The sequence below is a fragment of the Serratia sp. NCCP-200 genome, assembly GCF_059697885.1.
In genome coordinates this window covers 1-25,422 of the sequence record NZ_BAAKUJ010000004.1, presented here as the reverse complement: position 1 = coordinate 25,422, position 25,422 = coordinate 1, and the positions used below count along the sequence as shown (strand labels likewise).

At 55.7% G+C, this 25,422-nt stretch carries 25 protein-coding genes; 19 read left to right on the top strand and 6 right to left on the bottom strand.

Annotated elements, in window-relative coordinates; all coding sequences use genetic code 11:
• The first annotated feature begins 55 nt into the window (after positions 1-55).
• Complete coding sequence (gene lpdA / locus AC6HVW_RS14665; protein ID WP_021806270.1) at positions 56-1,480, top strand: dihydrolipoyl dehydrogenase; 1,425 nt, start codon at positions 56-58, stop codon at positions 1,478-1,480.
• Between the two features lie 97 nt (positions 1,481-1,577).
• On the opposite strand, the gene AC6HVW_RS14660 is transcribed toward lpdA, so the two are convergent.
• Positions 1,578-1,700: a hypothetical protein gene (locus tag AC6HVW_RS14660; RefSeq protein WP_256221128.1), complete on the bottom strand. Its 123-nt coding sequence runs from the start codon at positions 1,698-1,700 to the stop codon at positions 1,578-1,580.
• 688 nt (positions 1,701-2,388) lie between these two features.
• Between AC6HVW_RS14660 and acnB the strand changes: the two genes are divergently transcribed.
• The 9 genes from acnB to mdcH all read left to right on the top strand — a co-directional run bounded on the left by acnB (position 2,389) and on the right by mdcH (position 12,366).
• Entirely contained in the window at positions 2,389-4,986 is a 2,598-nt protein-coding gene (gene acnB, locus AC6HVW_RS14655; protein WP_021179695.1) for a bifunctional aconitate hydratase 2/2-methylisocitrate dehydratase, read from the top strand.
• Positions 4,987-5,206: 220 nt separating this feature from the next.
• Positions 5,207-6,868 (top strand): malonate decarboxylase subunit alpha, encoded by a 1,662-nt coding sequence (gene mdcA / locus AC6HVW_RS14650; RefSeq protein ID WP_186485938.1) that lies wholly within the window; start codon positions 5,207-5,209, stop codon positions 6,866-6,868.
• Complete coding sequence (locus tag AC6HVW_RS14645) at positions 6,868-7,722, top strand: triphosphoribosyl-dephospho-CoA synthase (protein ID WP_186485937.1); 855 nt, start codon at positions 6,868-6,870, stop codon at positions 7,720-7,722. The genes mdcA and AC6HVW_RS14645 overlap by 1 nt, the downstream gene beginning before the upstream one ends.
• A 21-nt stretch (positions 7,723-7,743) precedes the next feature.
• Complete coding sequence (locus AC6HVW_RS14640; RefSeq protein WP_021806268.1) at positions 7,744-8,043, top strand: malonate decarboxylase subunit delta; 300 nt, start codon at positions 7,744-7,746, stop codon at positions 8,041-8,043.
• Positions 8,036-8,872, top strand: coding sequence for a biotin-independent malonate decarboxylase subunit beta (locus tag AC6HVW_RS14635; protein WP_071682008.1), 837 nt, complete (start codon positions 8,036-8,038; stop codon positions 8,870-8,872). The genes AC6HVW_RS14640 and AC6HVW_RS14635 overlap by 8 nt, the downstream gene beginning before the upstream one ends.
• Positions 8,869-9,675, top strand: a complete 807-nt coding sequence (gene mdcE / locus AC6HVW_RS14630; RefSeq protein ID WP_071682007.1) for a biotin-independent malonate decarboxylase subunit gamma — start codon at positions 8,869-8,871, stop codon at positions 9,673-9,675. Before AC6HVW_RS14635 ends, mdcE begins: the two co-directional genes overlap by 4 nt.
• Before the next feature lie 166 nt (positions 9,676-9,841).
• Complete coding sequence (locus AC6HVW_RS14625) at positions 9,842-10,801, top strand: AEC family transporter (RefSeq protein ID WP_021179701.1); 960 nt, start codon at positions 9,842-9,844, stop codon at positions 10,799-10,801.
• Between the two features lie 12 nt (positions 10,802-10,813).
• Positions 10,814-11,437, top strand: a complete 624-nt coding sequence (locus AC6HVW_RS14620) for a malonate decarboxylase holo-ACP synthase (protein WP_094981436.1) — start codon at positions 10,814-10,816, stop codon at positions 11,435-11,437.
• On the top strand, positions 11,437-12,366 hold the full coding sequence (mdcH, locus tag AC6HVW_RS14615; RefSeq protein WP_071682005.1) for a malonate decarboxylase subunit epsilon: 930 nt from the start codon (positions 11,437-11,439) through the stop codon (positions 12,364-12,366). The genes AC6HVW_RS14620 and mdcH overlap by 1 nt, the downstream gene beginning before the upstream one ends.
• On the opposite strand, the gene AC6HVW_RS14610 is transcribed toward mdcH, so the two are convergent.
• Entirely contained in the window at positions 12,363-13,283 is a 921-nt protein-coding gene (locus tag AC6HVW_RS14610; protein WP_024484333.1) for a LysR family transcriptional regulator, read from the bottom strand. The two genes, mdcH and AC6HVW_RS14610, sit on opposite strands and share 4 nt — an antisense overlap.
• A gap of 208 nt (positions 13,284-13,491) precedes the next feature.
• Here AC6HVW_RS14610 and yacL point away from each other — a divergent pair, with 208 nt between their 5' ends.
• The 5 genes from yacL (at position 13,492) to AC6HVW_RS14585 (ending at position 18,032) form a co-directional block, all read left to right on the top strand.
• A complete protein-coding gene (gene yacL, locus AC6HVW_RS14605; RefSeq protein ID WP_021179705.1) occupies positions 13,492-13,854 on the top strand; it encodes a protein YacL in 363 nt (120 codons plus the stop codon).
• A 208-nt stretch (positions 13,855-14,062) separates the two neighbouring features.
• Positions 14,063-15,019 (top strand): 2-keto-3-deoxygluconate permease 1, encoded by a 957-nt coding sequence (locus AC6HVW_RS14600; protein ID WP_021806261.1) that lies wholly within the window; start codon positions 14,063-14,065, stop codon positions 15,017-15,019.
• Entirely contained in the window at positions 15,016-16,287 is a 1,272-nt protein-coding gene (gene dtnK / locus AC6HVW_RS14595; protein ID WP_071682001.1) for a D-threonate kinase, read from the top strand. The genes AC6HVW_RS14600 and dtnK overlap by 4 nt, the downstream gene beginning before the upstream one ends.
• Positions 16,247-17,260 carry a D-threonate 4-phosphate dehydrogenase gene (locus AC6HVW_RS14590; RefSeq protein ID WP_071681999.1) on the top strand — a complete coding sequence of 338 codons (1,014 nt, stop codon included), beginning with the start codon at positions 16,247-16,249 and terminating at the stop codon, positions 17,258-17,260. Before dtnK ends, AC6HVW_RS14590 begins: the two co-directional genes overlap by 41 nt.
• A gap of 13 nt (positions 17,261-17,273) precedes the next feature.
• Positions 17,274-18,032, top strand: a complete 759-nt coding sequence (locus AC6HVW_RS14585; RefSeq protein WP_021806258.1) for a DeoR/GlpR family DNA-binding transcription regulator — start codon at positions 17,274-17,276, stop codon at positions 18,030-18,032.
• A 38-nt stretch (positions 18,033-18,070) separates the two neighbouring features.
• On the opposite strand, the gene speD is transcribed toward AC6HVW_RS14585, so the two are convergent.
• The 3 genes from speD to AC6HVW_RS14570 form a co-directional block, all read right to left on the bottom strand.
• Positions 18,071-18,865 (bottom strand): adenosylmethionine decarboxylase, encoded by a 795-nt coding sequence (gene speD / locus AC6HVW_RS14580; RefSeq protein WP_021179725.1) that lies wholly within the window; start codon positions 18,863-18,865, stop codon positions 18,071-18,073.
• 25 nt (positions 18,866-18,890) lie between these two features.
• Positions 18,891-19,754: a polyamine aminopropyltransferase gene (speE, locus tag AC6HVW_RS14575; protein WP_021179726.1), complete on the bottom strand. Its 864-nt coding sequence runs from the start codon at positions 19,752-19,754 to the stop codon at positions 18,891-18,893.
• Between the two features lie 153 nt (positions 19,755-19,907).
• Positions 19,908-20,255: a YacC family pilotin-like protein gene (locus AC6HVW_RS14570; protein WP_037375824.1), complete on the bottom strand. Its 348-nt coding sequence runs from the start codon at positions 20,253-20,255 to the stop codon at positions 19,908-19,910.
• A gap of 171 nt (positions 20,256-20,426) precedes the next feature.
• Between AC6HVW_RS14570 and cueO the strand changes: the two genes are divergently transcribed.
• Both cueO and hpt read left to right on the top strand, forming a co-directional pair.
• Entirely contained in the window at positions 20,427-22,043 is a 1,617-nt protein-coding gene (gene cueO / locus AC6HVW_RS14565) for a multicopper oxidase CueO (protein ID WP_071681994.1), read from the top strand.
• A gap of 120 nt (positions 22,044-22,163) precedes the next feature.
• Entirely contained in the window at positions 22,164-22,700 is a 537-nt protein-coding gene (gene hpt / locus AC6HVW_RS14560; protein ID WP_071681992.1) for a hypoxanthine phosphoribosyltransferase, read from the top strand.
• A gap of 41 nt (positions 22,701-22,741) precedes the next feature.
• Here the strand turns inward: hpt and can are convergent, their stop codons facing one another.
• Positions 22,742-23,401: a carbonate dehydratase gene (gene can, locus AC6HVW_RS14555; RefSeq protein WP_021179730.1), complete on the bottom strand. Its 660-nt coding sequence runs from the start codon at positions 23,399-23,401 to the stop codon at positions 22,742-22,744.
• 199 nt (positions 23,402-23,600) lie between these two features.
• Here can and AC6HVW_RS14550 point away from each other — a divergent pair, with 199 nt between their 5' ends.
• Both AC6HVW_RS14550 and AC6HVW_RS14545 read left to right on the top strand, forming a co-directional pair.
• Positions 23,601-24,524: an ABC transporter ATP-binding protein gene (locus AC6HVW_RS14550; protein ID WP_021806255.1), complete on the top strand. Its 924-nt coding sequence runs from the start codon at positions 23,601-23,603 to the stop codon at positions 24,522-24,524.
• Complete coding sequence (locus tag AC6HVW_RS14545) at positions 24,521-25,291, top strand: ABC transporter permease (protein ID WP_021179732.1); 771 nt, start codon at positions 24,521-24,523, stop codon at positions 25,289-25,291. Before AC6HVW_RS14550 ends, AC6HVW_RS14545 begins: the two co-directional genes overlap by 4 nt.
• Positions 25,292-25,422 lie beyond the last annotated feature (131 nt).

Here is a 25,422-nt window from a genome sequence, read left to right as displayed (position 1 = left end):
TATGACGGGTATAAAATGACGTCTGACCCGCCGGACAACTAATTAAGAGGTCATGATGAGTACTGAAATTAAAACTCAGGTCGTGGTACTTGGGGCGGGCCCTGCGGGTTACTCTGCTGCTTTTCGTTGCGCTGACTTAGGTCTGGAAACCATTCTGGTTGAGCGTTACTCCACTCTGGGCGGTGTTTGCCTGAACGTGGGCTGTATTCCTTCCAAAGCACTGTTGCACGTTGCCAAAGTGATCGAAGAAGCCAAAGCGTTGGCCGAACACGGCATCGTTTTCGGCGAGCCGAAAACCGACATCGACAAAGTGCGCGTCTGGAAAGAGAAAGTCATCAATCAGCTGACCGGTGGTCTGGCTGGCATGGCTAAAGGCCGCAAAGTGAAAGTGGTCAACGGCCTGGGTAAATTCACCGGCGCCAACACGCTAGTGGTTGAAGGCGAGAATGGTGCTACCACCATCAACTTCGACAATGCCATCATCGCCGCAGGCTCCCGTCCGATCCAACTGCCATTTATTCCTCATGAAGATCCACGCGTGTGGGATTCCACCGATGCACTGGCGCTGAAAACCGTTCCAGAGCGCATGCTGGTGATGGGCGGCGGTATCATCGGCCTGGAAATGGGCACCGTATACCATGCTCTGGGTTCACAGATCGACGTGGTTGAAATGTTCGACCAGGTGATCCCGGCTGCAGATAAAGACGTGGTTAAAGTCTTTACCAAGCGTATCAGCAAGCAGTTCAACCTGATGCTGGAAACCAAAGTGACCGCGGTAGAAGCCAAAGAAGACGGCATCTATGTCACGATGGAAGGTAAAAAAGCCCCCGCAGAACCACAGCGTTACGACGCGGTGCTGGTAGCGATCGGCCGTGTGCCGAACGGTAAACTGCTGGACGCTGGCCAAGCCGGTGTAGAAGTTGACGACCGTGGCTTTATCCACGTCGACAAACAGCTGCGTACCAACGTGCCGCACATCTTCGCGATTGGTGACATCGTCGGTCAACCGATGCTGGCGCACAAAGGCGTGCATGAAGGCCACGTAGCTGCTGAAGTTATCGCTGGTATGAAGCACTACTTCGACCCGAAAGTGATCCCATCGATCGCTTACACCGAGCCAGAAGTGGCATGGGTAGGGATGACCGAGAAAGAAGCCAAAGAGAAAGGCATCAGCTACGAAACGTCCACCTTCCCGTGGGCAGCTTCAGGCCGTGCTATCGCTTCTGACTGTGCAGACGGTATGACCAAACTGATCTTCGACAAAGAAACGCACCGTATCATTGGTGGCGCGATTGTCGGCACCAACGGCGGCGAGCTGTTGGGTGAAATCGGTCTGGCGATCGAGATGGGTTGTGACGCAGAAGATATCGCGTTGACTATCCATGCTCACCCAACCCTGCACGAATCCGTAGGTCTGGCAGCAGAGATCTACGAAGGCAGCATCACCGATCTGCCAAACCCGAAAGCCAAGAAGAAGTAATTTCAGCGGTTGGTAAGGTTGATAAGCGGCTCCTGTGAAGGGGCCGTTTTTTTGGAATAAATGCCAATAAAAGGCCGCTCAAAGAGCGGCCAGTAGCTTACTTGTTCTGGAATACGACGTTGAAGATCAGTTGGTTGCCGGAAACTGACCAGCCGCCTTTGCTGATCCCAAACAGCGATCCCAGTACAATGAGCAGGATAAAGAATGATCTCCCTTTCATTGCGCGTTCCTTGTGGAACCACGACCACCGCGACTTCACCGGGAAAGCCCCGGTGGAACAAGCACTTGGTAATGCTTGTATCGCAGTAGTTGCAGCACTGTTCTCAAGCCCGATGACCGGCTGCTAAACCGGCAGAACAGACCCAAAATCAGAGTACATAAAACAGCGTTTTTTTGCATCAGATTGGTTGATTTTTTAACCATCTTTACGCACAATGTTGGAACTTGGTAGTGCTTGTATCGTTCTTTAACGATGTAAAAAATTCGTTCGGTGCCTGCTAACACCGCACGGATACAAAAGAACCGTCTTTATGGCGGTTTTTTTGTGCCCAACGCCCGCCAATTTCTCACAACCCTATCGATAACCATTGTAAAAGTATGGACGTTATGTTGTGCTCATTGGGCTGAGATTGCTGTTGTGCCGTGACGAACCCGAGCCCGTCCCGCCTGCTTTGCAGCCGATTACGCTGCGGTCAACGATTCAGCAAAGATTTAATGTTGCTTTTATGTGAACGAATTAACAACCGATTTAAATCCTGATATGCTGGCTGGGCGGAACCGGGCACTGTACCTTACTTACAGTCCAGGATATCGACAGCAGTGCCCCGTCAAATATCGCCGTGCGCTAAACCCGGTTTGAATATAAAACGCCAGGCACAATAAATGACAATGAGAGCGAGGAGAAAGTCGTGCTAGAAGAATACCGTAAGCACGTGGCCGAGCGTGCTGCAGAGGGCATCGTCCCTAAGCCATTAGATGCGACACAAATGGCAGCGCTGGTTGAATCATTAAAAAATCCGCCAAAAGGCGAAGAAGAATTTCTGTTAGACCTGCTGATTAACCGTGTACCACCGGGCGTCGACGAAGCCGCCTATGTCAAAGCAGGTTTTCTGGCAGCCGTTGCCAAAGGCGAAGCCACTTCCCCCCTGGTTACCCCTGAAAAAGCCATTGAACTGCTAGGCACCATGCAGGGCGGTTACAACATTCATCCACTGATCGAGGCGTTGGATAACGAAAAGCTGGCACCGATTGCTGCCAAGGCGCTTTCCCATACGCTGCTGATGTTTGATAACTTCTACGACGTAGAAGAGAAAGCCAAAGCTGGTAACCCACACGCTAAGCAAATCATGCAGTCCTGGGCCGATGCCGAATGGTATCTGTCACGCTCACCGTTGGCGGAAAAGATCACCGTGACCGTGTTCAAAGTGACTGGTGAAACCAACACCGACGATCTGTCACCCGCTCCGGATGCCTGGTCACGTCCAGATATCCCACTGCATGCGTTGGCAATGCTCAAGAGCGAACGTGAAGGCATTTTCCCGGATCAGCCGGGTAGCGTTGGCCCAATCAAGCAGATTGAAGAACTGAACAAGAAAGGTTTCCCGCTGGCCTACGTCGGTGACGTGGTTGGTACCGGTTCTTCCCGTAAATCGGCCACCAACTCGGTGCTGTGGTTTATGGGCGACGACATTCCTTACGTGCCGAACAAGCGTGGCGGCGGTGTGGTGCTGGGCGGCAAGATTGCGCCAATCTTCTTTAACACCATGGAAGATGCTGGCGCATTGCCAATCGAAGTGGACGTTTCCAACCTGAACATGGGCGATGTGATCGACATCTTCCCGTATAAAGGCGAAGTGCGTAACCATGAGACCGGCGAACTGGTTGCCAGCTTCGAGCTGAAAACCGATGTGTTGCTGGATGAAGTGCGTGCCGGTGGCCGCATCCCACTGATTATCGGCCGTGGCCTGACCACCAAGGCGCGTGAAGCGCTGGGCCTACCGCACAGCGAAGTGTTCCGTATTGCCAAGCCGGTAGCGGCTAGCAGCAAGGGCTTCTCGCTGGCGCAGAAAATGGTTGGCCGTGCCTGTGGCGTTGCTGGTGTTCGCCCTGGCGAATACTGCGAACCTAAGATGACCTCGGTAGGTTCACAAGATACCACTGGTCCAATGACCCGTGACGAGCTGAAAGATCTGGCTTGCCTGGGCTTCTCTGCCGATCTGGTGATGCAGTCGTTCTGTCACACTGCCGCGTACCCGAAACCGGTAGACGTCACGACTCACCATACGCTGCCAGACTTCATCATGAACCGTGGCGGCGTTTCGCTGCGCCCTGGTGATGGTGTGATCCACTCCTGGCTGAACCGTATGTTGCTGCCGGATACCGTTGGTACCGGTGGCGATTCCCACACCCGCTTCCCGATCGGCATTTCCTTCCCGGCCGGTTCTGGTCTGGTAGCCTTTGCTGCCGCGACCGGCGTGATGCCGCTGGATATGCCTGAGTCGGTGCTGGTGCGCTTCAAAGGCAAAATGCAGCCTGGTATTACCTTGCGTGATTTGGTGCATGCTATTCCTTACTACGCGATCCAGCAGGGCCTGTTGACCGTAGAGAAGAAGGGTAAGAAGAACATTTTCTCTGGCCGCATTCTGGAGATCGAAGGTCTGCCGGAACTGAAGGTCGAACAGGCGTTTGAGCTGACCGATGCCTCTGCAGAACGTTCCGCTGCCGGTTGTACCATCAAGCTGGACAAGGCACCGATTGCCGAATATCTGAGCTCCAACATCGTGCTGCTGAAGTGGATGATCTCCGAAGGTTATGGCGATCGCCGTACCCTGGAGCGCCGTATTCAGGGGATGGAAAAATGGCTGGCGGATCCGCAGTTGCTGGAAGGCGATGCGGATGCGGAATATGCCGCAGTGATCGAAATCGATCTGGCTGATATCAAGGAGCCAATCCTGTGTGCGCCGAACGATCCGGACGACGCGCGCCTGCTGTCCGATGTGGCCAACAGCAAGATCGACGAAGTGTTTATCGGTTCCTGCATGACCAACATCGGCCACTTCCGTGCGGCGGGTAAACTGTTGGATCAGCATAAAGGCCAACTGCCAACCCGTCTGTGGGTGGCTCCGCCAACCAAGATGGACGCAGCGCAATTGACTGAAGAAGGCTACTACAGCGTCTTTGGCAAGAGCGGGGCGCGTATCGAGATCCCTGGCTGTTCACTGTGCATGGGTAACCAGGCACGCGTGGCGGACGGTGCGACCGTGGTTTCCACCTCAACCCGTAACTTCCCGAACCGTCTGGGTACTGGAGCCAACGTTTATCTGGCTTCCGCAGAGCTGGCGGCAGTGGCATCACTGCTGGGCCGTCTGCCAACGCCTGATGAGTATCAGACCTATATGGCACAGGTCGACAAGACGGCGGCGGATACTTATCGCTACCTGAACTTCGACCAGTTGACCCAGTACACGGAAAAAGCCGACGGTGTGATCTTCCAAACCGCGGTGTAATTCAATACTGAGTTAGCATCATCACGGGGAGCCTTTGGGTTCCCCGTTTTTTTGTGATCGACCCCGGCTTTTATTGATGTTAACTGATTGATTAATATTGATTTGATGAAACCATTACTCTCAGGCTAATAAACCATCCCCCTGCTTGATTGATGGCGTTCTCCTAGACTCTTACTCTAACCGTACTGAACAGAACCAAGTAAACCCAGGAGGTTGAGGTATGTCGCTTCATCAAAGCCCCACGCGCGTTTGGGATACCCGGCGGCAGGAAAAAAAACGCCGTATCGCGAGTGTGCAAGGGCAGTCGCAGGGCAAAGTGATCCCCACCGCCGATCTGACCAGCGTGCTGGAAAAACTGCTGGTTTCTGGCGATCGGGTGGTGCTGGAAGGCAATAACCAGAAACAGGCCGATTTTCTCTCCCGTATGCTCGCCGAGGTCAACCCCGCCAAGGTCCACGATCTGCATATGATCATGCCAAGCGTTGGCCGCGCCGAGCATCTGGATATTTTTGAAAAGGGCATCGCCCGTAAGCTCGATTTTGCCTTCTCTGGCACTCAGAGCCTGCGTATCTCCCAATTGCTGGAAGATGGGCAGCTCGAAATCGGTGCCATCCATACCTATATCGAGCTCTATTCCCGCCTGTATGTGGATCTGGTGCCGAACGTGGCGCTAGTGGCCGGGTTCAAGGCCGATCGTCACGGCAATCTGTACACCGGGCCAAGCACCGAAGATACCCCAGCGCTGGCGGAAGCCACTGCGTTTAAAGACGGCATCGTCATCGCTCAGGTCAACGAACTGGTTGATGATGAAACGGACCTGCCAAGAGTTGATATCCCCGGCTCCTGGATCGATTTTGTCGTGGTGGCAGACAAGCCGTTCTTTATTGAACCACTATTTACCCGCGATCCGCGCCTGATCAAACCGGTGCATGTGTTGATGGGGATGATGGCGATCAAAGGCATCTACGCCAAACATCAGGTGCAATCGCTGAACCACGGTATCGGTTTTAACACCGCCGCCATTGAGTTACTGCTACCGACCTACGGCGAGCAACTGGGCCTGAAGGGCAAAATCTGTAAGCACTGGACTCTGAACCCACATCCAACCCTGATCCCAGCGATCGAAAGCGGCTGGGTAGAGACCGTGCACTGTTTTGGCGGTGAGCTGGGGATGGAGAATTATATCGCCGCCCGCCCGGATATTTTCTTTACCGGTAGCGACGGTTCCATGCGCTCCAACCGTGCGTTCTGCCAGATGGCCGGTCAGTACGCCGTAGATATGTTTATCGGTTCAACCTTACAGATCGACGGTATGGCCCACTCTTCTACCGTGACACGTGGTCGCCTATCCGGTTTTGGCGGCGCACCGAACATGGGGCACGATCCACACGGTCGTCGCCACGCTACGCCTGCCTGGCTGGATATGATCGAAGAGCCGGATCCGTTGGCTCGTGGCCGCAAGCTGGTGGTGCAAATGGTGGAAACCTTCCAGGCGGGGGCCAAACCGACCTTCGTAGAAAAACTCGATGCCGTCGATGTGGCGCAAGAGTCTGGCATGCCGCTGGCACCGGTGATGATTTACGGCGATGACGTCACCCATGTGCTGACCGAAGAGGGCATCGCTTATCTGTATCGTGCACGCTCGCTGGAAGAGCGCCGCGCCATGGTGGCAGCGGTGGCCGGTATCACCGATATCGGGCTGGGTGTGGACGCTAAACGCGTGGCCGAGCTGCGCCGTGAAGGCAAAGTGGTGTTCCCGGAAGACCTCGACATTCGCCGCACCGATGCAACGCGTTCTTTGCTGGCCGCAGGCAGCGTAGCGGATCTTGTCGAGTGGTCCGGCGGCCTGTATAACCCGCCAGCGAAATTTCGGAGCTGGTAATGAAACTTTCCCCCTGTTTAATCGCTTCTGATGCGGACCGAGTTGCCGCACGCTTGGCGGAGCTTGCCACGCAGGCGCTAGTGGATGAGGCGCGCCTCAGCCCGAAACCGGGGCTGGTGGATGCCCGGGGTTCCGGCGCGCATCAGGATTTGACGTTGGCGTTGATGGTGCGTTCCGCCCACAGCCTGACGCCGGTCTTCCACCGGCTGGCGATTGCCGGTTGGCAGCGTCCGGCAGATAGTGCGTTGCGTCAGGAAGTGGGCCGGATTGGCCGGGAAGGTGAACAGCGGATGATGGTTGCCACTGCCGGTGTTAATACACATCGCGGGGCAATCTGGGCGATGGGCCTGCTGGTGACGGCGGTAGCCATGCAAGGGGGGAACGCAACGCCATCCAGCAGTTGCACATTAGCCGCTCAGTTGGCGCAGTTGCCGGATCATGCTAGCCCGAAGGTGTTCAGCAAAGGCTTGCGAGCCACTCAACGTTATCAGGTACCCGGCGCGCGGGAGGAGGCCCAGCAAGGTTTCCCGCATGTGATGCAACGTGCGCTACCGCAGCTGTGGTACAGCAGGAACCAGGGGGCCAGTGAGCCAGCCGCGCAGATTGATGCCTTGATGGCCATCATGACCACCCTGAGCGATACCTGCGTGCTGTCGCGCGGTGGGTTAACGGCGCTAAACGCGATGCAGCAAGGGGCAGCCGAGGTACTGCATGCCGGAGGGTATCAACATCCGGCAGGGCAGGCGGCGTTGGCCAAATTGGAGCAACGGCTATTGGCGAGCAACGCTTCACCCGGCGGCGCGGCCGATTTACTGGCTGCGGCTCTGTTCCTCGATCGGGCTACGGCCCGCTGAATAATCAATCCAGAGGATGTTATGGAACATATCGATTTGAGTTATCCGGCCAGCATTACGCTGCCGGGTAAGGCACTAACCGGCGTCGTAGGCTCCGGTGACATGGAGGCTCTGTTTGAGCCTGCGGCTGACGGCACGCTGACGGTGGCAATCAAAACCTCCGTAGACGGTAGCCGGCAGCGCTGGCAGCACCTGTTTGAACGCTTGGCGTCATTGCGCGATTTACCTGCCGGGCGGTTAGAGATTAACGACTTCGGTGCTACGCCGGGAGTGGCTCGGCTGCGTATTGAACAGGTATTTGAGGAGGCCGCCCATGCGTGATGATCTCAGCTTTATCGAACTCAGCGCCCGGGAGCGCGCCCGCAATTTGCTGGACAGTGGCAGTTTCCGTGAGCTGTTGGGGCCATTTGAGCGTATTACTTCTCCCTGGCTGGAGCCGCAGGGCATAGTCACCCAGGCCGATGACGGCATGGTGGTTGCTAAAGGCACCATTGACGGTAAACCGGCAGTGGTGGTGGCGGTAGAAGGGGCGTTCCAGGGCGGCAGCATGGGGGAGGTTTCCGGTGCCAAGATGGCCGCGGCTCTTGAATTAGCGGCGGAAGATAACCGCAACGGCATTGCGACCCAGGCAGTCTTGCTGCTGGAAACCGGTGGCGTACGTTTGCAGGAGGCCAACCTGGGGCTGGCAGCGATCGCGGATATTCATGCGGCGATTGTCGATCTGCGCCGCTACACCCCGGTGGTGGGTATTATTGCCGGTACCGTGGGCTGCTTTGGCGGGATGTCGATCGCGGCAGCCTTATGCAGCTACCTGATCGTCACCCGTGAAGCGCGCCTGGGCTTAAATGGCCCACAGGTTATTGAACAGGAAGCCGGTATTGAAGAATACGATTCCCGCGATCGGCCTTTTATCTGGAGCATGACCGGTGGCGATGTGCGCTATCGCAGCGGCTTTGTCGATGAAGAAGTCCCGGATGCGCTGCATGCGGTCAAGGCGGCGATGAAAGGTTGCCTGCAACGCGGCGTGCCTGCTCAGCATCGATCCGACAATTATCACTACTATTTGCCGAAACTGTCGCAGTTCGACACCCGCCAGCAGGCGGATTCGGCGGTCATTGCTCAACTGTTTGCTGCGGAGGATCGGGTATGAGTACGTCATCATCAAGCCGTGGAGAATATTGGTTCTCTTTGCTGACGGCGGGGGCCGAGCAGCGTCGGGGGCAGTGCGCCTCGATCCGGGTTGCGGACGCTGAACTAGAGGGCCAACCGGTGCGTTTTATCGCCGTGGTGCCGGATGCAAATAACCATTACCCACGCGCTGCACGCGGCGAAGTAGGATTGCTGGAAGGTTGGACGTTAGCCCAGGTAGTCAGTGAAGCAGTCGCGGCTGACGTGGGTAAAGTACAAAAGCGCGCCATCGTGGCGGTGATCGATGTGCCGAGCCAGGCCTACGGGCGCCGGGAAGAGGCCTTTGGTATTCACCAAGCCTTGGCCGGTGCAGCTGGGGCTTATGCCAAGGCTCGGCTGGCAGGCCATCCGGTGATTGGTTTGATCGTCGGGAAAGCCATGTCTGGCGCGTTTCTGGCGCACGGCTATCAGGCCAACCGCTTGATCGCCTTCAACGATGCAGGCGTGATGATCCATGCGATGGGCAAAGAGTCTGCGGCGCGCATCACGTTACGTTCCGTAGAGGCGCTGGAGAAACTGGCAGCAACCATTCCACCGATGGCTTATGACATCGAGCATTACAGCTCGCTGGGCCTGCTGGAACAGTTACTGGATATCCGTGACCCGCTGCAGGCCAGTGAGCAGGAACTTAATCTGGTACGCCACGCACTGATCCAGGCGATCGCCAAAACTCGCCGTGAAGGGGTTGGATTAACTAACCGCCTGGGAGCAGACAACCGCCATAGCTCTTCGCTGGTGCGTGAACGTATGCGCGCAGAGTGGTAATGCCACGCTAGCCATTTTTACGTCAGAGTTCAGGAACAAAATACTACCCGCCGGGAGGGCGCATATGATGCGTTCCGACCCGGCATAAAGCTTCACCTGCATATAACAATATAACTAATACCATCGCACCTGATCTGACTGATTTTTTCTTTTTAACAGGTGATTTATGACATACGTAATTATTCATGCCTTGGCGCCGATTTTTGTCATTATGCTGCTGGGCTTTTTTGCCGGTAAGGCAAAAATGGTCGATAACCAGAACGTTTCATTACTCAACATCTTCGTGATGGATTTTGCACTGCCAGCGGCCCTGTTCGGTGCCACCGTACAAACGCCTTGGGCGGGGATCGTCGAGCAATCACCGCTGATCGTGGTGTTGGTGCTGGCGATGTGGATCACCTATGCGGCGATCTATTTTACCTGCACCGGGATCTTCCATAAGTCTCCGCAGGATGCCGCGGTGCTGACGCTCACCGTGGCATTGCCCAACTATGCCGCGCTTGGCCTGCCGATCCTCGGTAGCGTGCTGGGGGAAACGCCGGGAACCTCGCTGTCCGTGGCGGTGGCTATCGCCTGTGGTTCGGTACTGATGACGCCGTTCTGCCTGCTGATCCTCGAACGTGAAAAGGCCCGTGCGGCCGGCGGGGTTCAGGGTTCCAGCCTGGGCATGTTGCCGGTGCTGATGTGGCGTTCGGTGAAAAAACCGATCGTCTGGGGCCCGCTGCTTGGGGTGGTGCTGTCGGCTGTAGGCGTGCATATGCCTGAAATGGTGCTGGCCGCGATCAAACCGCTTGGCCTGTCGGCCACGGCGACGGCTCTGTTCCTGACCGGGGTGATCCTGTCTGCCCGTAAGTTGCAGATCAACGGCCCGGTGCTGCTGTCGAGCGTGACCAAACTGTTAATCCAACCGTTTATTGCCTGGGGGCTGGTGCTGGCATTGGGCCTGCATGGTAGCGTGGCCATCACCGCTATTTTGATGATCGCCCTTTCTGCCGGTTTCTTCGGTATCGTCTTTGGTAACCGTTTTGGCGTGCAGTCGCCGGATGCCGAAGCCACGTTACTGATCAGTTCCGTGTTGTGTATCATTACCTTACCGCTGTTTATCACCCTGACCTCAGGGATGTAACTGGAGAAGCCGATGATTCGCCCGCATGACCTGATTTGGATTAGTGACCGTGCTGCCCTCAGTGCCGATCAGGCGTTGCCGGAGTGGGTTGGCCAGCAGTGGCGCACTTCATTACCGTTGGTAGTACGGCGCGATGTTCAGGATAGCGGGCGGATCCCGGTGGGGATCCGGGGGATGAAACGCAGCCAGCGCGCCGCAGCTTGGGTTAGCGCAGAGGCTATCCGGCGCGTAGTGACGCCGGAGTCTTTGGTGAGCGAGCCGCTGGCGTTGCTGCACTCGAGCTTTGTTTCCCAGCCTCCGGTGCAGGCGCTCATTATGCTGGCTCAGCGGCCTTGGCCGTGGGGCTGGGGCGTGACCGGCAGCTGTGGTTATGCGTTGGCGACTGAAATCCCGGTGATGCATGCCGACAGCGATCTGGATCTGTTGGTTCGCTGCCCGCAGCCTGCCAGCCTTGATGAGTTGCAGAGGTTGGCACAGTGGTTGCAGGCGTTGCCTTGCCGCGCCGATGCCCAAATAGAAACACCGCTCGGCGGCTTTGCCCTGAGCGAATGGCTGCGGGATGGGCGAGCGATGCTGAAAACCGCTGAGGGACCGTTGTTGACGACGGATCCCTGGGCCAGCTCTCAGGAGATCTGATGAAGATTTTATTTACCTTTCCCGGACAAGGGCCACAGGTGCCTCAGATGCTGCACCAACTGCCGGCCAATGAAACAACCCAGCGGTTGTTAAGCGAGGCCTGCGCTGTTCTTGACCAGGATGTACTGGCGTTGGACAGCGCCGAAGCCTTACAGAAAACCCGGGCAGTGCAGCTGTGCCTGCTGATAGCCGGTGTGGCCTACGCGCGGGAATTACAGCAGCACGGGGTCGAGGCTGATTTTGTCAGTGGGCTATCCATCGGCGCTTTTCCCGCTGCGGTGATCGCCGGGGCCTTGGCATTTCCCGATGCCGTCCGGCTGGTGGCGTTGCGCGGCCAGCTAATGGAGGAGGCTTACCCTGCGGGATATGGCTTGGCGGCGATTGTCGGTTTGCCGTTGCGGCAGGTGGAAAGGCTGATAGACGAGGTCAATAGTGCTGAGTTACCGGCCTATCTGGCCAATATCAATGCCGAAGACCAATTGGTTATCGCGGGTAGCGAAGCCGCGATGGCGCAGGTCATGGCGTTGGCAAAAACCGCCGGTGCAGCGAAAACCCAGCGTTTGGCGGTGAGTGTCCCTTCCCACTGTGCCCTGTTGGCACAACCGGCGGAAAAGCTGGCGCAGGCCATGAAGCAGGTAACCATCAATCGGCCGCAGGTTGCGTATCTCAGCGGCAGTACCGGGCGCGTGTTATGGCAACCGGAGCGAATTGCTGACGATCTGGCCTTCAATATGGCCCGCACCGTGCGCTGGCATGAGGCGATGGTGGCGGCCTACGAACGGGAAGTCCGTCTGGCGATCGAAATGCCGCCGGGCGCGGTATTAACCGGCTTGACCAAAAAAGTGATGGAGCAGGGGGAAGCGCTGTCCCGCTGCCAACTGGGCCTGAACGCGGTCTGCGGCATTGTCGCCAAATATCGGCGCGATTAAACCGGCCCTTCACCGCGAGCGTACATGCGGCCTTCCGCCGTCAATGCCAGCAGGTTCGGATCCTGCTGCTGGTTACGATTGAACACCAGCGCGATGGTTTGGCGCATCTGGTACTGTTCGCACAGCGGCAGTAATTTCAATGTGTGTTCATACATCTTCTTCATCCGCCCAGGCACCAGCGTGTAGCCCACCCCGGCCTGCACCAGGCTGAGCATGGAGAAAATATCATTCACCCGGGTGACGATTTCCGGTTCAAAACCGGCAATCTGAAACGCTTCGCTAAAGCCGTGGTAGGTGGCGAAGCCTTCGGTCAGGGAGACAAACTTCTGGCTGCGAAAGTCTTGCAGGTCTGCCGTGCCATCGCTGTTTAGCGCCGAGGCTGCCGGTGCGGCAAGATAGATATCATCCTCAAACAGCGGCAGGATCTCAAAGCGCAGCGGATCGATTTGGCTGTCGGAAACCGAAATCAGGATGGCGTCCAGCAATTGGTTTTCCAACTGGGCCAGCAGATCTTCATTCGATCCCATAGTCAGGCTGATCTCCATGGCCGGGCGGCGCACCTTCAGCCCCATGATCAACCGTGGAATGGTTTCCAGCGTCAGTGAGTAGAGCGTGCCGATACGCATGCGTTGCTGGCCAAACCCCGCCTTCAACCGAGTTTCTTCGATACCTTTGTAGGTGAGATCCACGATATCGCGTGCGTATTCTGCCAGCGTAAGTGCTGCGGGCAGGGGCAGCAGGTTGCGCCCTTTATGAATAAACAGCGGGCAGCGAAAGCCCTCTTCCAGGGTATGTAACGCACGGTGCACGCTAACGCTGCTCAAGCCAAGCTGTTCTGCGGCTCGGCCGATGTTTTCCTTCTCCATAAACGCCAGAAAGATTTCCAATTTTTTCAGGGTGATTTCGCTGTCGATCATCGGCTCAGGCTTGGGTAAGGGCTAAGAAGTGTCATGATAACAACAATTGCCCGTCCATAGCAGGCACCAAGAGCCTTCCCGCTTCCCAAGTGGAGGGCGGACCGTTATATTGCGCCACGAATTATTGAACAACTTTGCGAGCGCTCACTGAGTTAGCTGCGAATTTAAGGTTAAACTCAGTCTTATACACCGCTCAGGAGGGCATGCTATGGATTACGAATTTCTGCGTGACGTAACCGGTCAGGTGGTGGTCAGATTTTCGATGGGGCATGAGGCCATCGGCCATTGGATTAACGAAGAACTCAACGGTGATTTTAACCTGCTGGACCGCATCGAAGCCGGTGCGGCAGGGGTCAAGGGCAGTGAGCGTCAATGGCAGTTGGAAGGCCACGAATACACGTTGCTGATGGACGGTGAAGAGGTGATGATCCGCGCCAACCAGTTGGAGTTCGAAGGCGACGAAATGGAAGAGGGGATGAACTACTACGACGAAGAGAGCCTCTCTTTCTGCGGCATCGAAGACTTTCTGACGGTGCTGAAAGCCTACCGCTCGTTTATGCTCAACTACTGATTATCCAGACGGGCGCAGGATGCTGCTCCCCTTGTGAGTCACAGGTGGCCGATTCTCGGCCGCCTTCCCCCCACCTTCTTCTGTAATGATTAAATAAAATCAAATAATCATGTTACTGATTTTTTAATCTGCGACACAGCGCCGATTTTTTCTTTTTTGATTTTATATAATCATTTTGATTAAAATAAATCATAATGACGAGGGTAGGATGAAAATTAAGGCGGCAATAGAGAAAATCCCTGGAGGGATGATGGTCGTCCCACTGGTGCTTGGCGCAATGATCAACACCTTTGCTCCACAGGCGCTGGATATCGGCGGCTTCACCACGGCACTGTTTAAAAACGGTGCGGCTCCACTGATTGGTGCTTTCCTGCTGTGTATGGGGGCCGGCATCAGCTTCAAGGCGGCTCCGCAGGCACTGTTGCAAGGCGGCACCATTACCTTGACCAAGCTGCTGGTTGCCATGGCCCTGGGGTTAGGCGTTGAACATCTGTTTGGGGCGGAAGGTATTTTCGGCCTGACCGGTGTGGCGATCATTGCCGCAATGAGCAACTCCAACGGTGGCCTGTATGCGGCGTTGGTAGGCGAGTTTGGTAATGAGCGGGACGTAGGAGCGATTTCGATCCTATCCCTGAATGACGGGCCGTTCTTCACCATGATCGCGTTGGGTGCGGCAGGTATGGCGAATATCCCACTGATGGCGCTGGTGGCGGTGTTGGTTCCCCTGCTGGTAGGGATGATGTTGGGTAATCTGGATCATCAGATGCGCGACTTCCTCACCAAGGGGGGCCCAATCCTGATCCCATTCTTTGCCTTCGCGCTCGGTGCTGGCATCAATCTGGAAATGTTACTGCAAGGCGGTATGGCCGGGGTTCTGCTTGGCGTGTTGACCACTTTTGTCGGCGGTTTCTTTAATATTCGCGCCGATCGACTGGTAGGGGGCTCAGGCATTGCCGGTGCGGCAGCATCAAGCACTGCCGGTAATGCGGTGGCGACGCCATTGGCGATTGCTCAGGCGGACCCTTCGTTGGCTAGCGTAGCGGCTGCTGCGGCTCCGTTGATTGCCGCTTCGGTGATCACCACCGCGATACTGACCCCGATACTCAGTTCTTGGGTGGCGAAGCGTAATGCCGCGAAGGGCGCAGCGCTGAAGGAGACAGCATGAAGATGATCGTGATTGCCGATGATTTTACTGGAGCCAATGATACGGGTGTGCAACTGGCCAAAAAGGGCGCGCGTACCGACGTGGTGCTCAACGAACTACCACAGTCAACCCGGCGCACGGATGTGTTGGTGATCAATACCGAAAGCCGGGCATTATCTCCTGCAATGGCCAGCGCCAAGGTGCACGAAGCCTTGCGGGCTTATTGCCAGAGCGATACGCCGCCCCTGGTGTATAAAAAAATCGACTCGACCTTTCGCGGTAACGTAGGGGCAGAAATCGAAGCGGCGATGATCGCCAGCGGTTCACAGTTGGCTATCGTGGCCGCAGCCATCCCTGCAGCGGGTCGGGTAACGCTCAATGGTGAATGCCGGGTTCACGGCGTACCGCTGGTGGAAACCGAGTTCGCTAGCGATCCGAAAACGCCGATTGTTTCTTCTCATATCAAGACCTTGATTGGTTTGCAGACTGCCTATCCGATCCACGAGTTGGATTTACAGGTAGTACGCAGTGGCCAGCTCGGTCGAGAGTTGCCGCTCCTGAGCCACAACGGGCCTGCGATTGTGGTCGTTGATGCCGAAACGGATGGCGACCTGGCGCAGTTGGTGCAGGCAATCCAGCAGCTTGGCTGCCGTTATCTGTTGGTGGGCGCTGCCGGGCTGGCAAATGCATTACCAGCCAGCAGCTATCTGGCCGCTCGCCAACGCTTGCCTGTACTGGTGGTTGCCGGATCGATGAGTGAAGCCACCCGGCAGCAGATTGTGTTTGCCGCAGAAGAAAAGTCGCTCGGCATACTGGATATTGATGTCGAAGCCTTGTTGCAACCGCACAGCCAGTCTGCGGTAGATGAAATTATTCGCCAGGCCGTCAGCGTACTGCGAGATCGGCAGCACTGTGTACTACGCACCTGTAGAGATGCCGATGCCCGCCAGATGATCGATACGCTGTGTGAAAAGCATGACCTTTCGCGCCAGCAGTTGGGGGATAAAATCAGCCAGACATTAGGCTCCATCACCTTGGCGATTATCAATCAGGCTCAGATTGGTGGCTTGTTCCTGACCGGTGGTGACATCGCCATTGCGGTTGCGAGAGCGCTGGGCGCGGAAGGTTACCGTATTACCAGTGAGGTTGTTCCTTGTGTGCCCTGTGGCACTTTCGTCAACAGCGAGATCGACGATCTGCCGGTGATCACCAAAGCCGGCGGATTTGGCGGTGCTTCAACGTTGCGGGATGCACTTTATTTTATTGAGGAGATGTACAGTGGCAAATAACACGATTGCGGTCACCATGGGCGATCCGGCAGGCATTGGGCCAGAAATTATCATTAAGGCGCTGTCTGAAGGCGAGTTGGCGGGAACGCCAGCGGTCGTGGTGGGCTGTCTGCAAACGTTGCAACGCATTCAGGCATTGGGGATCGTGCCAAAGGTCGAATTGAGGCCGATCCTGAACGTTTCGCAGGCACGCTTTGCGCCCGGTATTATCAACGTGATTGATGAACCGCTAGAGGATCCCGCCGCGCTGACACCAGGGAAAGTGCAGGCACAAGCGGGCGATCTGGCTTACCGATGCGTAAAGCGTGCCACCGAACTGGCCATGGCGGGTGAGGTGATGGCCATCGCCACGGCGCCGCTGAATAAAGAGGCGCTGCATCTGGCCGGGCATCTGTATCCAGGCCATACGGAGTTGTTGGCAAAACTGACCAACAGCCGGGATTATGCGATGGTGCTGTACACCGATAAGCTGAAGGTGATCCATGTTTCCACCCATATCGCCCTGCGCAAGTTCCTTGATACGCTGAGTGCCGAGCGGATCGAAACGGTGGTGATGATGGCGGATACCTTCCTCAAGCGCGTCGGTTTTAAACATCCAAGGATCGCGGTCGCGGGCGTTAACCCCCACGCGGGTGAACATGGCCTGTTTGGCGATGAGGAGATCAACATCGTCAGCCCGGCGATTGCGGCAGTACAACAGCGGGGGATCGATGTCTCAGGCCCGTGCCCACCGGATACCGTCTTCCTGCAGGCTTATGAAGGCCAGTACGATATGGTGGTCGCCATGTATCACGATCAGGGGCATATCCCCCTCAAGCTGCTGGGCTTCTACGACGGGGTTAACATCACGGCGGGTTTGCCGTTTATCCGAACGTCTGCCGACCACGGCACTGCATTTGATATTGCCTGGACAGGTAAAGCCAAGTCTGAGAGCATGGCGATCTCGATTAAATTAGCCACTCAGTTGGCGTGATACCACGGACGACATGAAGCCACAAACTCGCCAGGACCAGATTCTGGAATACCTGAAAGCCCATAATCTGGTCACCGTTGAGCAATTAGTCAGCGCTATCGATGCTTCTCCTGCCACCATCCGGCGCGATCTGATCAAGCTGGATGAGCAGGGGATCATCAATCGCAGCCATGGCGGCGTGGCCCTCAACCGTTTTATCCCTGCACAGCCCACCACTAACGAAAAGCAGTTGCGCAACCCGCAGGAGAAGCGGGCGATTGCCCTGTATGCGGCCACGATGGTTAAAGCCGGTGATGCAGTGGTGCTGGACGCAGGCACCACTATGCTAGAACTGGCGCGGCATTTGACCCACCTTCCGCTACGGGTGATCACCGCCGATCTGCATATCGCACTGTTTCTCTCAGGATTTAAACAGATTGAAGTGACCATTATTGGTGGCCGTATTGATGACAGCAGCCAGTCCTGCGTTGGCGATCATGGGCGCAGGTTGCTGCGAGGGATCTACCCGGATATTGCGTTTGTCAGCTGTAACTCGTGGAGTATTGAGAAAGGTATTACCACGCCCACCGAAGAGAAGGCGGGCCTGAAGCAGGATCTGATGGCCAATGCCCGCCAGCGGGTACTGTTGGCAGACAGCAGTAAATACGCTGCCTACTCGTTATTTTGTGTGGCGCCGCTTGGCAGCCTGACGGATATTGTCACCGACAAGGCGCTACCTACCACTGCACAGCAGCAGTTGGCAGATTTACCCGCAGGTTTGCACTTGGTGTAACTGACACAGGGCAACCTTGGCTGCCCTGTATCTCAACGTCACAGGTGCGGAATATTGCGCCCGTAGTAGATCTCCTGCATCTCTTTCCACAGCAGATCGGTGATCCTTTTCCGCTCCGCCTCGCTCAGTTCGTCCGGCCTGGCGTTGAACAGATAGTGCTTCAGATCGAAATCCTTCAGCAGCATCTTGGTGTGGAAGATGTTCTCCTGATACACATTGACATCCATCATGTGGTACAGCGCCTTCATATCCTCGGACATAAAGTTCTGGATCGAATTGATCTCATGATCGATGTAATGCTTCACGCCGGCGACATCGCGGGTGAAACCGCGTACGCGATAGTCCATGGTGACGATATCGGATTCCAACTGGTGGATCAGATAGTTCAGCGCTTTGAGCGGTGAAATCACGCCGCAGGTAGAGACTTCAATATCGGCCCGGAAGGTACACAGGCCGCCTTCTGGGTGGCTTTCCGGATAGGTGTGAACGCAGATATGGCTTTTATCCAGATGTGCTACCACCGTCTTTGGCAGCGGCCCTGGGTGTTCAGAGGTATCCACGTCTTTCGGATCGACCGGCTCTTCGCTCATCAGAATGGTGACGCTGGCGCCTTGCGGATCGTAGTCCTGGCGGGCGACGTTGAGAATATTGGCGCCAATGATCGAGCAGGTTTCACTGAGGATCTCGGTCAGGCGGTTGGCATTGTACTGTTCGTCAATGTAGGCGATATAGCCGTCGCGGTCGTCTGCGGTTTTGGCATAACAAATATCGTAAATACAAAAACTCAGGCTCTTGGTCAGGTTATTGAAGCCGTGCAGTTTGATCTTTTGCAATTAGATTTAGCCCCTATCTTCTCGCTTAACGTGAAACGTTCAGTGCATTGAGCAAATACTGCGGCAGGGCAAAGCTGCCAGCGTGAATTGCCGGATTGTAGTAGCGGCAGTCTAAGCCACTTTGATGAAAGCGTTGTTGCAGCGTGGTGACATCCAGCTGGCGCAAAGCCGGATTCTGGCTGGCCCAGGCAAAGGTCATGATGCCGCCGTAATAGGTTGGGATCGCCGCCTGATAGAAGCTGACGTCGTTAAAATACTGGCTGAGCTTGGTGTGGCTGTTGACCGCTTCGTCCTGCTGCAGGAAGCAGACGCCGTTCTGAGCTACGAAGATGCCACCCTCGTTGAGGCAGCGTGCGCAACCTTCATAGAACGCCGAGGTAAACAGGCTTTCACCGGGGCCGATCGGATCGGTACAGTCAGAAATAATCACGTCGAATTTTTCGTCGCTCTGGCTGACGAAATTGACACCATCGTCGATCACCAGCTTGAAGCGAGGATCGTCATAGGCACCGGCGTTGTGATTCGGTAAGTATTGGCGGCAGAACTCCACCACGCCTGCGTCGATCTCAACCATGGTGATCTGTTCAACGCCCTGATGACGGCAGACTTCACGCAGCATAGCGCCGTCGCCACCGCCGATAATCAGCACTTTCCTGGCCTTGCCATGGGCCAGCAGCGGCACGTGGGTCATCATTTCGTGATAGATAAACTCATCGCGTTCGGTAGTCTGTACCACGCCATCGAGAGCCATCACGCGGCCCAGCACCGGGTTTTCAAATATCACCAGATCCTGATGCTCGGTTTTCTCACGGTAAAGTACCTGCTCTACTGAGAAGTACTGGCCAAAGTTGGCATGCAGCGTTTCATACCAAATCTCTTTCTGGGTCATGTGCGGGTTACTCCGTAATAACAACCATGAAAAATGAGCGCAACATCATAAACCCTACGTGTGGCAAATTACAGCATTGTCGGCAGGGCAACAGATAGGCGATAGCAAACCCTGCCAGCTATCGTTGGCAAGGCTGAGAGAACGCAGGGGAAGTTAGTTGGCGTAGGCCAGCAGGCTCAAGGAGTCGCGTGCCAGAGATTTGCACTTGTTGGGGGTAGGAATAGCAATGCCGCTGAGATCGCGGTAGCTGTCTTCACCCAGGGATTTCATATTAAAGCTATTATAGTTAGTCAAATCCCAACGGTTTTGCTGGGCGAAGTACACGATGGCGCGTTTGATTTGCGCGTTAGGCAAATCATTGTAGCCGCAATCGTTTTTGAGATAGACAAACACCGCGGTCAGATCGGCAAGATCTTCCGCTTCGGATTCATTTAGCGCCAGGCTGGCATTGGAAAAGCCCAGCATAGTCAGCAATAGCATTAACAACGTTGTTTTTTTCATCATGAAATAGACCTGTTCAATATCTGCTGACGTTACCACACTTGGCTGTAAAGGCACCAAATTAATTATGTGGGCTTAACACTCCTTAATAGTAGCTCTTGACCTTCCACTAAGGGGAGGGTTTAGGCTGCGGATCTTAAGCTTTCGATCACTGAGAAAAGGGAACCAGCGATGTTACGCCGTGATTTTATCAAACTGACCGCCGCAATAGGTGCCGCAAGCGCCTTGCCATTATGGAGCCGTGCCGCCTTGGCGGCCGATCGTCCAGCCTTGCCGATCCCACCGATTTTGACGCCAGATGCGCAAGGAAAGATCGCGCTGGCGCTGCAAACCGGTGAGATGAACTGGCTGCCTAACGTGGCTACCCGCACCTGGGGGATTAACGGTGCGTTGCTTGGCCCAGCGGTCCGTTTGCAACGGGGTAAGCCGGTGACGGTAGATATCAGTAATAAACTGCCAGAGGCCAGCACGGTGCACTGGCACGGTTTAGAGATCCCCGGTAATGTCGACGGTGGTCCACAAGCCTTGATCCAACCTGGTACTACCCGCACGGTGAGTTTCACTGCCGATCAGCCAGCGTCTACCTGCTGGTTCCATCCCCATACGCATGGCAAAACTGGCGAGCAGGTGATGAAGGGGCTGGGGGGACTGGTGCTGTTGGAAGATGAAGAAAGCAGCCAGCTACCCTTGCCGAAGACCTGGGGAACCGACGATATTCCCGTGATCCTGCAAGATAAGCGCCTGGGCAAAGACGGTCAAATCGAATATCAATTGGACATCATGAGCGCGGCCGTGGGCTGGTTTGGTGACCGCATGTTCACCAACGGTGCCAGCTATCCGCAACACATCGCGCCACGCGGCTGGCTGCGTCTGCGTTTCCTGAACGGCTGTAACGCCCGCTCGCTTAACCTGTCCACCAGCGACAATCGGCCATTATACGTGATTGCCAGTGACGGTGGCTTCCTGGGCGAACCGGTTAAGCTGACCGAACTGCCGATGCTGATGGGCGAGCGTTTTGAAGTGTTGGTCGATGCCTCCGATGGCAAGCCGTTCGATATCGTTACCCTGCCGGTAAAGCAAATGGGTATGACGCTGGCTCCGTTCGACCAGCCGCTGCCGGTATTGCATATTCAGCCATCGCTGGCACTGGGCGTGAAATCCATGCCGGACAGCCTGGTGAAATTGCCTGCGTTACCATCGCTGGCCGGAGTGCAGGAACGCTGGTTGCAGCTGATGATGGATCCTAAGCTGGATATGCTGGGGATGCAGGCTTTGATGGATCGTTATGGTCACCAGGCGATGGCCGGGATGAGCATGGACCACGGCAATGCCGCGGGTAACATGGCTGGTATGGACCATAGCAAGATGCAAGGCATGGATCACGGTAACATGGCGGGAATGGACCACAGCAAGATGGATCATGGCAGCAAGCCGTTTGATTTCAGCCATGCCAACACCATCAATGGCAAAGCCTTCGATATGACCAAGCCCGCGTTTGAGGCCAAGCGTGGCAAATACGAGAAATGGACCATTTCCGGCGAAGGCGACATGATGCTGCACCCGTTCCATATCCATGGCACCCAGTTCCGCATTCTGTCGGAAAACGGCAAGCCACCGGCGGCCCACCGGGCAGGCTGGAAAGATACGGTGCTGGTAGAAGGTTGGCGCAGCGAAGTGCTGGTACGTTTCAATCATCTGGCTAGTGCCGATCAGGCCTATATGGCCCACTGCCACCTGCTGGAACATGAAGATACAGGGATGATGCTAGGCTTTACCGTAGCCGATTAAGTTATCCGAGGCTGCGGCTTGTCACGCCGCAGCCTGTAAAGTGGTGACGCACTCGCGTCGCCACCGCCCGCCAGCTATGCTAAACTCTGCGCCCTTCTTCCGGCAACTGACCTGAAAACTATGAAACACACTGTAGAAGTAATGATTTCCGAGCAGGAAGTTAAGACCCGTATTGCTGAACTTGGCCGCCAGATCACCGAAGACTACCGCGATAGCGGCAGTGATATGGTGTTGGTCGGGCTGCTGCGTGGTTCTTTCATGTTTATGGCCGATCTGTGCCGCACCATTGAGGTGCCGCATGAGGTCGATTTTATGACCGCTTCCAGCTACGGCAGCGGCATGTCTACCACCCGTGACGTGAAAATCCTCAAAGATCTGGATGAAGACATCCGTGGTAAAGACGTATTGATCGTCGAAGACATCATCGATTCCGGCAACACTCTGAACAAGGTACGTGAGATCCTGGCGCTGCGTGGGCCGAAGTCTTTGGCGATTTGTACGCTGCTGGACAAGCCTGAGCGCCGTGAGGTTGAAGTGCCGGTGGAATATGTCGGCTTCCCGATCCCAGACGAGTTCGTGGTAGGTTATGGCATCGATTACGCCCAGCGTTATCGCCATCTGCCTTACATCGGCAAAGTGGTGATGCTGGACGAATAATCCAGCCGGGGTTCAGCTAGGCGCGGAACCCCGATCTGGCGCTAGAACAGGCCTTTCTCCTGTTTGAGTGTGGCTATCGCTTTGCGGTAGCCCATCTCCAGGCTCTCACGGCTGGTGGCGGTGACTTCCAGATCGTGCAGACGACCGTCCTGGATCCCGTATACCCATCCGTGGACCATCACTTTCTGGCCGCGTTTCCAGGCAGACTGCATGATGGTTGAGTGGCCCAGGTTATATACCTGCTCAATGACGTTGATCTCGCACAGCACATCCAGACGTTGTTCCGGTTCCAACTCGCCGAGCAGGGAACTGTGCTTGTACCATAGATCGCGAATGTGCAGCAGCCAGTTGTTGATCAACCCCAGTTCCGGGTTCTCTACAGCAGCTTCTACCCCACCGCAGCCCAGGTGACCACAGATAATGATATGTTCCACCTCCAGCACGTCGACGGCATACTGCACCACTGACAGGCAGTTCAAATCGGTATGGATCACCAGATTGGCGACGTTACGGTGAACGAACAGCTCACCCGGCTCCAGGCCGGTCAGGCGTTCGGCGGGCACGCGGCTATCTGAGCAGCCGATCCACAAGAATCGCGGTTTTTGCGCTTGAGCCAAACGTTCAAAGAAGCCGGGATCTTCCTTGTTGATGTTAGCGGACCAGGCTTGGTTGTTGGCGATAAGCCTTTCGATTTCTTGCATGGCGGTTATTGGCCTGTTATGAACGAATTGCGTTGATGTAATATATGGCAAGCGTCACAATTTGGAAATCGGAACAGTTAAGCAATTTTCTGCCCTCTGGAATTCGCACGGATTCAACTCGGTAATCTGGCCGCTGATGATAAACTCCCCCTTAGACAAGTTCGGCAGCCAACTCCATCAAAAGGTACTCTCATAACTTATGAATTATGCACTGGAAATAGCGCAGCTGACCAAAACCTATGCGGGTGGCGTCAAGGCATTGCGCGGTATCAATTTGAACGTGGAGGCGGGGGACTTTTATGCCCTGCTGGGGCCGAACGGCGCCGGGAAATCCACCACCATCGGCATTATCAGTTCGCTGGTCAACAAGACGGCGGGCACGGTGCGAGTGTTTGGCTACGATATCGATAAGGATATCGTTAATGCCAAGCGCCAGCTCGGGCTGGTGCCGCAGGAGTTCAACTTTAACCCGTTTGAAACCGTGCTGCAGATTGTGGTCAACCAGGCGGGATATTATGGCGTGGAACGCCGCGAGGCGATGGCGCGGGCAGAAAAGTACCTCAATCAGCTCGATCTTTGGGGTAAACGTAACGAGCGGGCGCGTATGCTGTCTGGCGGGATGAAACGCCGCCTGATGATTGCCCGTGCGCTGATGCATCAGCCCAAACTGCTGATCCTCGACGAACCGACAGCCGGGGTGGATATCGAGTTGCGTCGCTCGATGTGGGGCTTCCTCAAAGAGCTGAACGCCCAGGGCACCACCATTATCCTGACCACACACTATCTGGAGGAAGCAGAAATGCTGTGCCGCAATATCGGCATCATCCAAAATGGTGAGCTGGTAGAAAACACCTCGATGAAGGGGCTGTTGGCCAAGCTGAAGTCCGAAACCTTCATCCTCGATCTGGCGGCGAAAAGCCCATTGCCCCATCTTGAGGGTTACAACAGTCGTTTGACGGACACCTCCACGCTGGAAGTGGAAGTGATGCGTGAGCAAGGTCTGAACGGTCTGTTCACCCAACTGAGCGCGCAGGGGATCCAGGTCCTGAGTATGCGTAACAAGGCCAATCGGCTGGAAGAGCTGTTCGTCAACCTGGTGAACGGCAATGGAGAACAAGCATGATGCATTTGTATTGGGTGGCCTTGAAAAGCATCTGGGCCAAAGAGATCAATCGCTTCGCCCGCATCTGGATCCAGACGCTGGTACCGCCTGTGATCACCATGACCCTGTATTTCATCATCTTTGGCAACCTGATTGGGTCGCGTATTGGTGAGATGCACGGTTTTGATTATATGCAGTTTATCGTGCCGGGCCTGATCATGATGGCGGTGATTACCAACTCCTACGCCAACGTGGCGGCATCATTCTTTAGTGCCAAGTTCCAGCGCAATATTGAAGAGCTGCTGGTGGCACCGGTACCGACGCACGTGGTGATTGCCGGTTATGTTGGCGGTGGCGTGGCGCGTGGTATCTGTGTGGGGATCCTGGTGACGGTGATCTCGCTGTTCTTCGTTCCGCTGGTGGTCCATTCCTGGTGGGTGATCGCGGTGACGCTGTTGTTGACGGCGATCCTGTTCTCGCTAGGCGGTTTGCTTAATGCCGTCTTTGCCAACACCTTTGACGATATCAGCCTGATCCCGACCTTTGTGCTGACGCCGCTGACCTATCTGGGCGGGGTATTTTACTCGCTGACGCTGTTACCGCCGTTCTGGCAGGCGGTCTCCAAACTGAATCCGATCGTCTACATGATCAGCGGTTTCCGCTTCGGTTTCCTGGGCATTTCCGACGTGCCGTTAGCGCTGACCATGCTGGTGCTGGTGGCGTTCATTGTGGTGTTCTACGGGCTGGCCTGGTATCTGATTGAGCGTGGCCGCGGCTTGCGTTCCTGATGTGATGCCCCTCACCCTAACCCTCTCCCAATGTACAGACCGGGGACATCATGAACACTTGTTCGGGGACATGGTAGACACTTACAACATAGGTATGAGTACTTCTGAGTGGAGCTGCTTATGCCGTGGGA

Bases quoted from the DNA above. Each gene is read 5' to 3' on its own strand.
- AC6HVW_RS14570 (WP_037375824.1), bottom strand. From the start codon at position 20,255: ATGAAAAAAACAACGTTGTTAATGCTATTGCTGACTATGCTGGGCTTT.
- mdcE (WP_071682007.1), top strand. From the start codon at position 8,869: ATGAGTACGTCATCATCAAGCCGTGGAGAATATTGGTTCTCTTTGCTG.
- AC6HVW_RS14600 (WP_021806261.1), top strand. From the start codon at position 14,063: ATGAAAATTAAGGCGGCAATAGAGAAAATCCCTGGAGGGATGATGGTC.
- AC6HVW_RS14645 (WP_186485937.1), top strand. From the start codon at position 6,868: ATGAAACTTTCCCCCTGTTTAATCGCTTCTGATGCGGACCGAGTTGCC.
- dtnK (WP_071682001.1), top strand. From the start codon at position 15,016: ATGAAGATGATCGTGATTGCCGATGATTTTACTGGAGCCAATGATACG.
- mdcA (WP_186485938.1), top strand. From the start codon at position 5,207: ATGTCGCTTCATCAAAGCCCCACGCGCGTTTGGGATACCCGGCGGCAG.
- AC6HVW_RS14660 (WP_256221128.1), bottom strand. From the start codon at position 1,700: ATGAAAGGGAGATCATTCTTTATCCTGCTCATTGTACTGGGATCGCTG.
- AC6HVW_RS14610 (WP_024484333.1), bottom strand. From the start codon at position 13,283: ATGATCGACAGCGAAATCACCCTGAAAAAATTGGAAATCTTTCTGGCG.
- AC6HVW_RS14545 (WP_021179732.1), top strand. From the start codon at position 24,521: ATGATGCATTTGTATTGGGTGGCCTTGAAAAGCATCTGGGCCAAAGAG.
- AC6HVW_RS14550 (WP_021806255.1), top strand. From the start codon at position 23,601: ATGAATTATGCACTGGAAATAGCGCAGCTGACCAAAACCTATGCGGGT.
- lpdA (WP_021806270.1), top strand. From the start codon at position 56: ATGAGTACTGAAATTAAAACTCAGGTCGTGGTACTTGGGGCGGGCCCT.
- AC6HVW_RS14590 (WP_071681999.1), top strand. From the start codon at position 16,247: ATGCACTTTATTTTATTGAGGAGATGTACAGTGGCAAATAACACGATT.
- AC6HVW_RS14640 (WP_021806268.1), top strand. From the start codon at position 7,744: ATGGAACATATCGATTTGAGTTATCCGGCCAGCATTACGCTGCCGGGT.
- AC6HVW_RS14635 (WP_071682008.1), top strand. From the start codon at position 8,036: ATGCGTGATGATCTCAGCTTTATCGAACTCAGCGCCCGGGAGCGCGCC.
- AC6HVW_RS14620 (WP_094981436.1), top strand. From the start codon at position 10,814: ATGATTCGCCCGCATGACCTGATTTGGATTAGTGACCGTGCTGCCCTC.
- cueO (WP_071681994.1), top strand. From the start codon at position 20,427: ATGTTACGCCGTGATTTTATCAAACTGACCGCCGCAATAGGTGCCGCA.
- can (WP_021179730.1), bottom strand. From the start codon at position 23,401: ATGCAAGAAATCGAAAGGCTTATCGCCAACAACCAAGCCTGGTCCGCT.
- AC6HVW_RS14625 (WP_021179701.1), top strand. From the start codon at position 9,842: ATGACATACGTAATTATTCATGCCTTGGCGCCGATTTTTGTCATTATG.
- AC6HVW_RS14585 (WP_021806258.1), top strand. From the start codon at position 17,274: ATGAAGCCACAAACTCGCCAGGACCAGATTCTGGAATACCTGAAAGCC.
- mdcH (WP_071682005.1), top strand. From the start codon at position 11,437: ATGAAGATTTTATTTACCTTTCCCGGACAAGGGCCACAGGTGCCTCAG.
- hpt (WP_071681992.1), top strand. From the start codon at position 22,164: ATGAAACACACTGTAGAAGTAATGATTTCCGAGCAGGAAGTTAAGACC.
- yacL (WP_021179705.1), top strand. From the start codon at position 13,492: ATGGATTACGAATTTCTGCGTGACGTAACCGGTCAGGTGGTGGTCAGA.
- speE (WP_021179726.1), bottom strand. From the start codon at position 19,754: ATGACCCAGAAAGAGATTTGGTATGAAACGCTGCATGCCAACTTTGGC.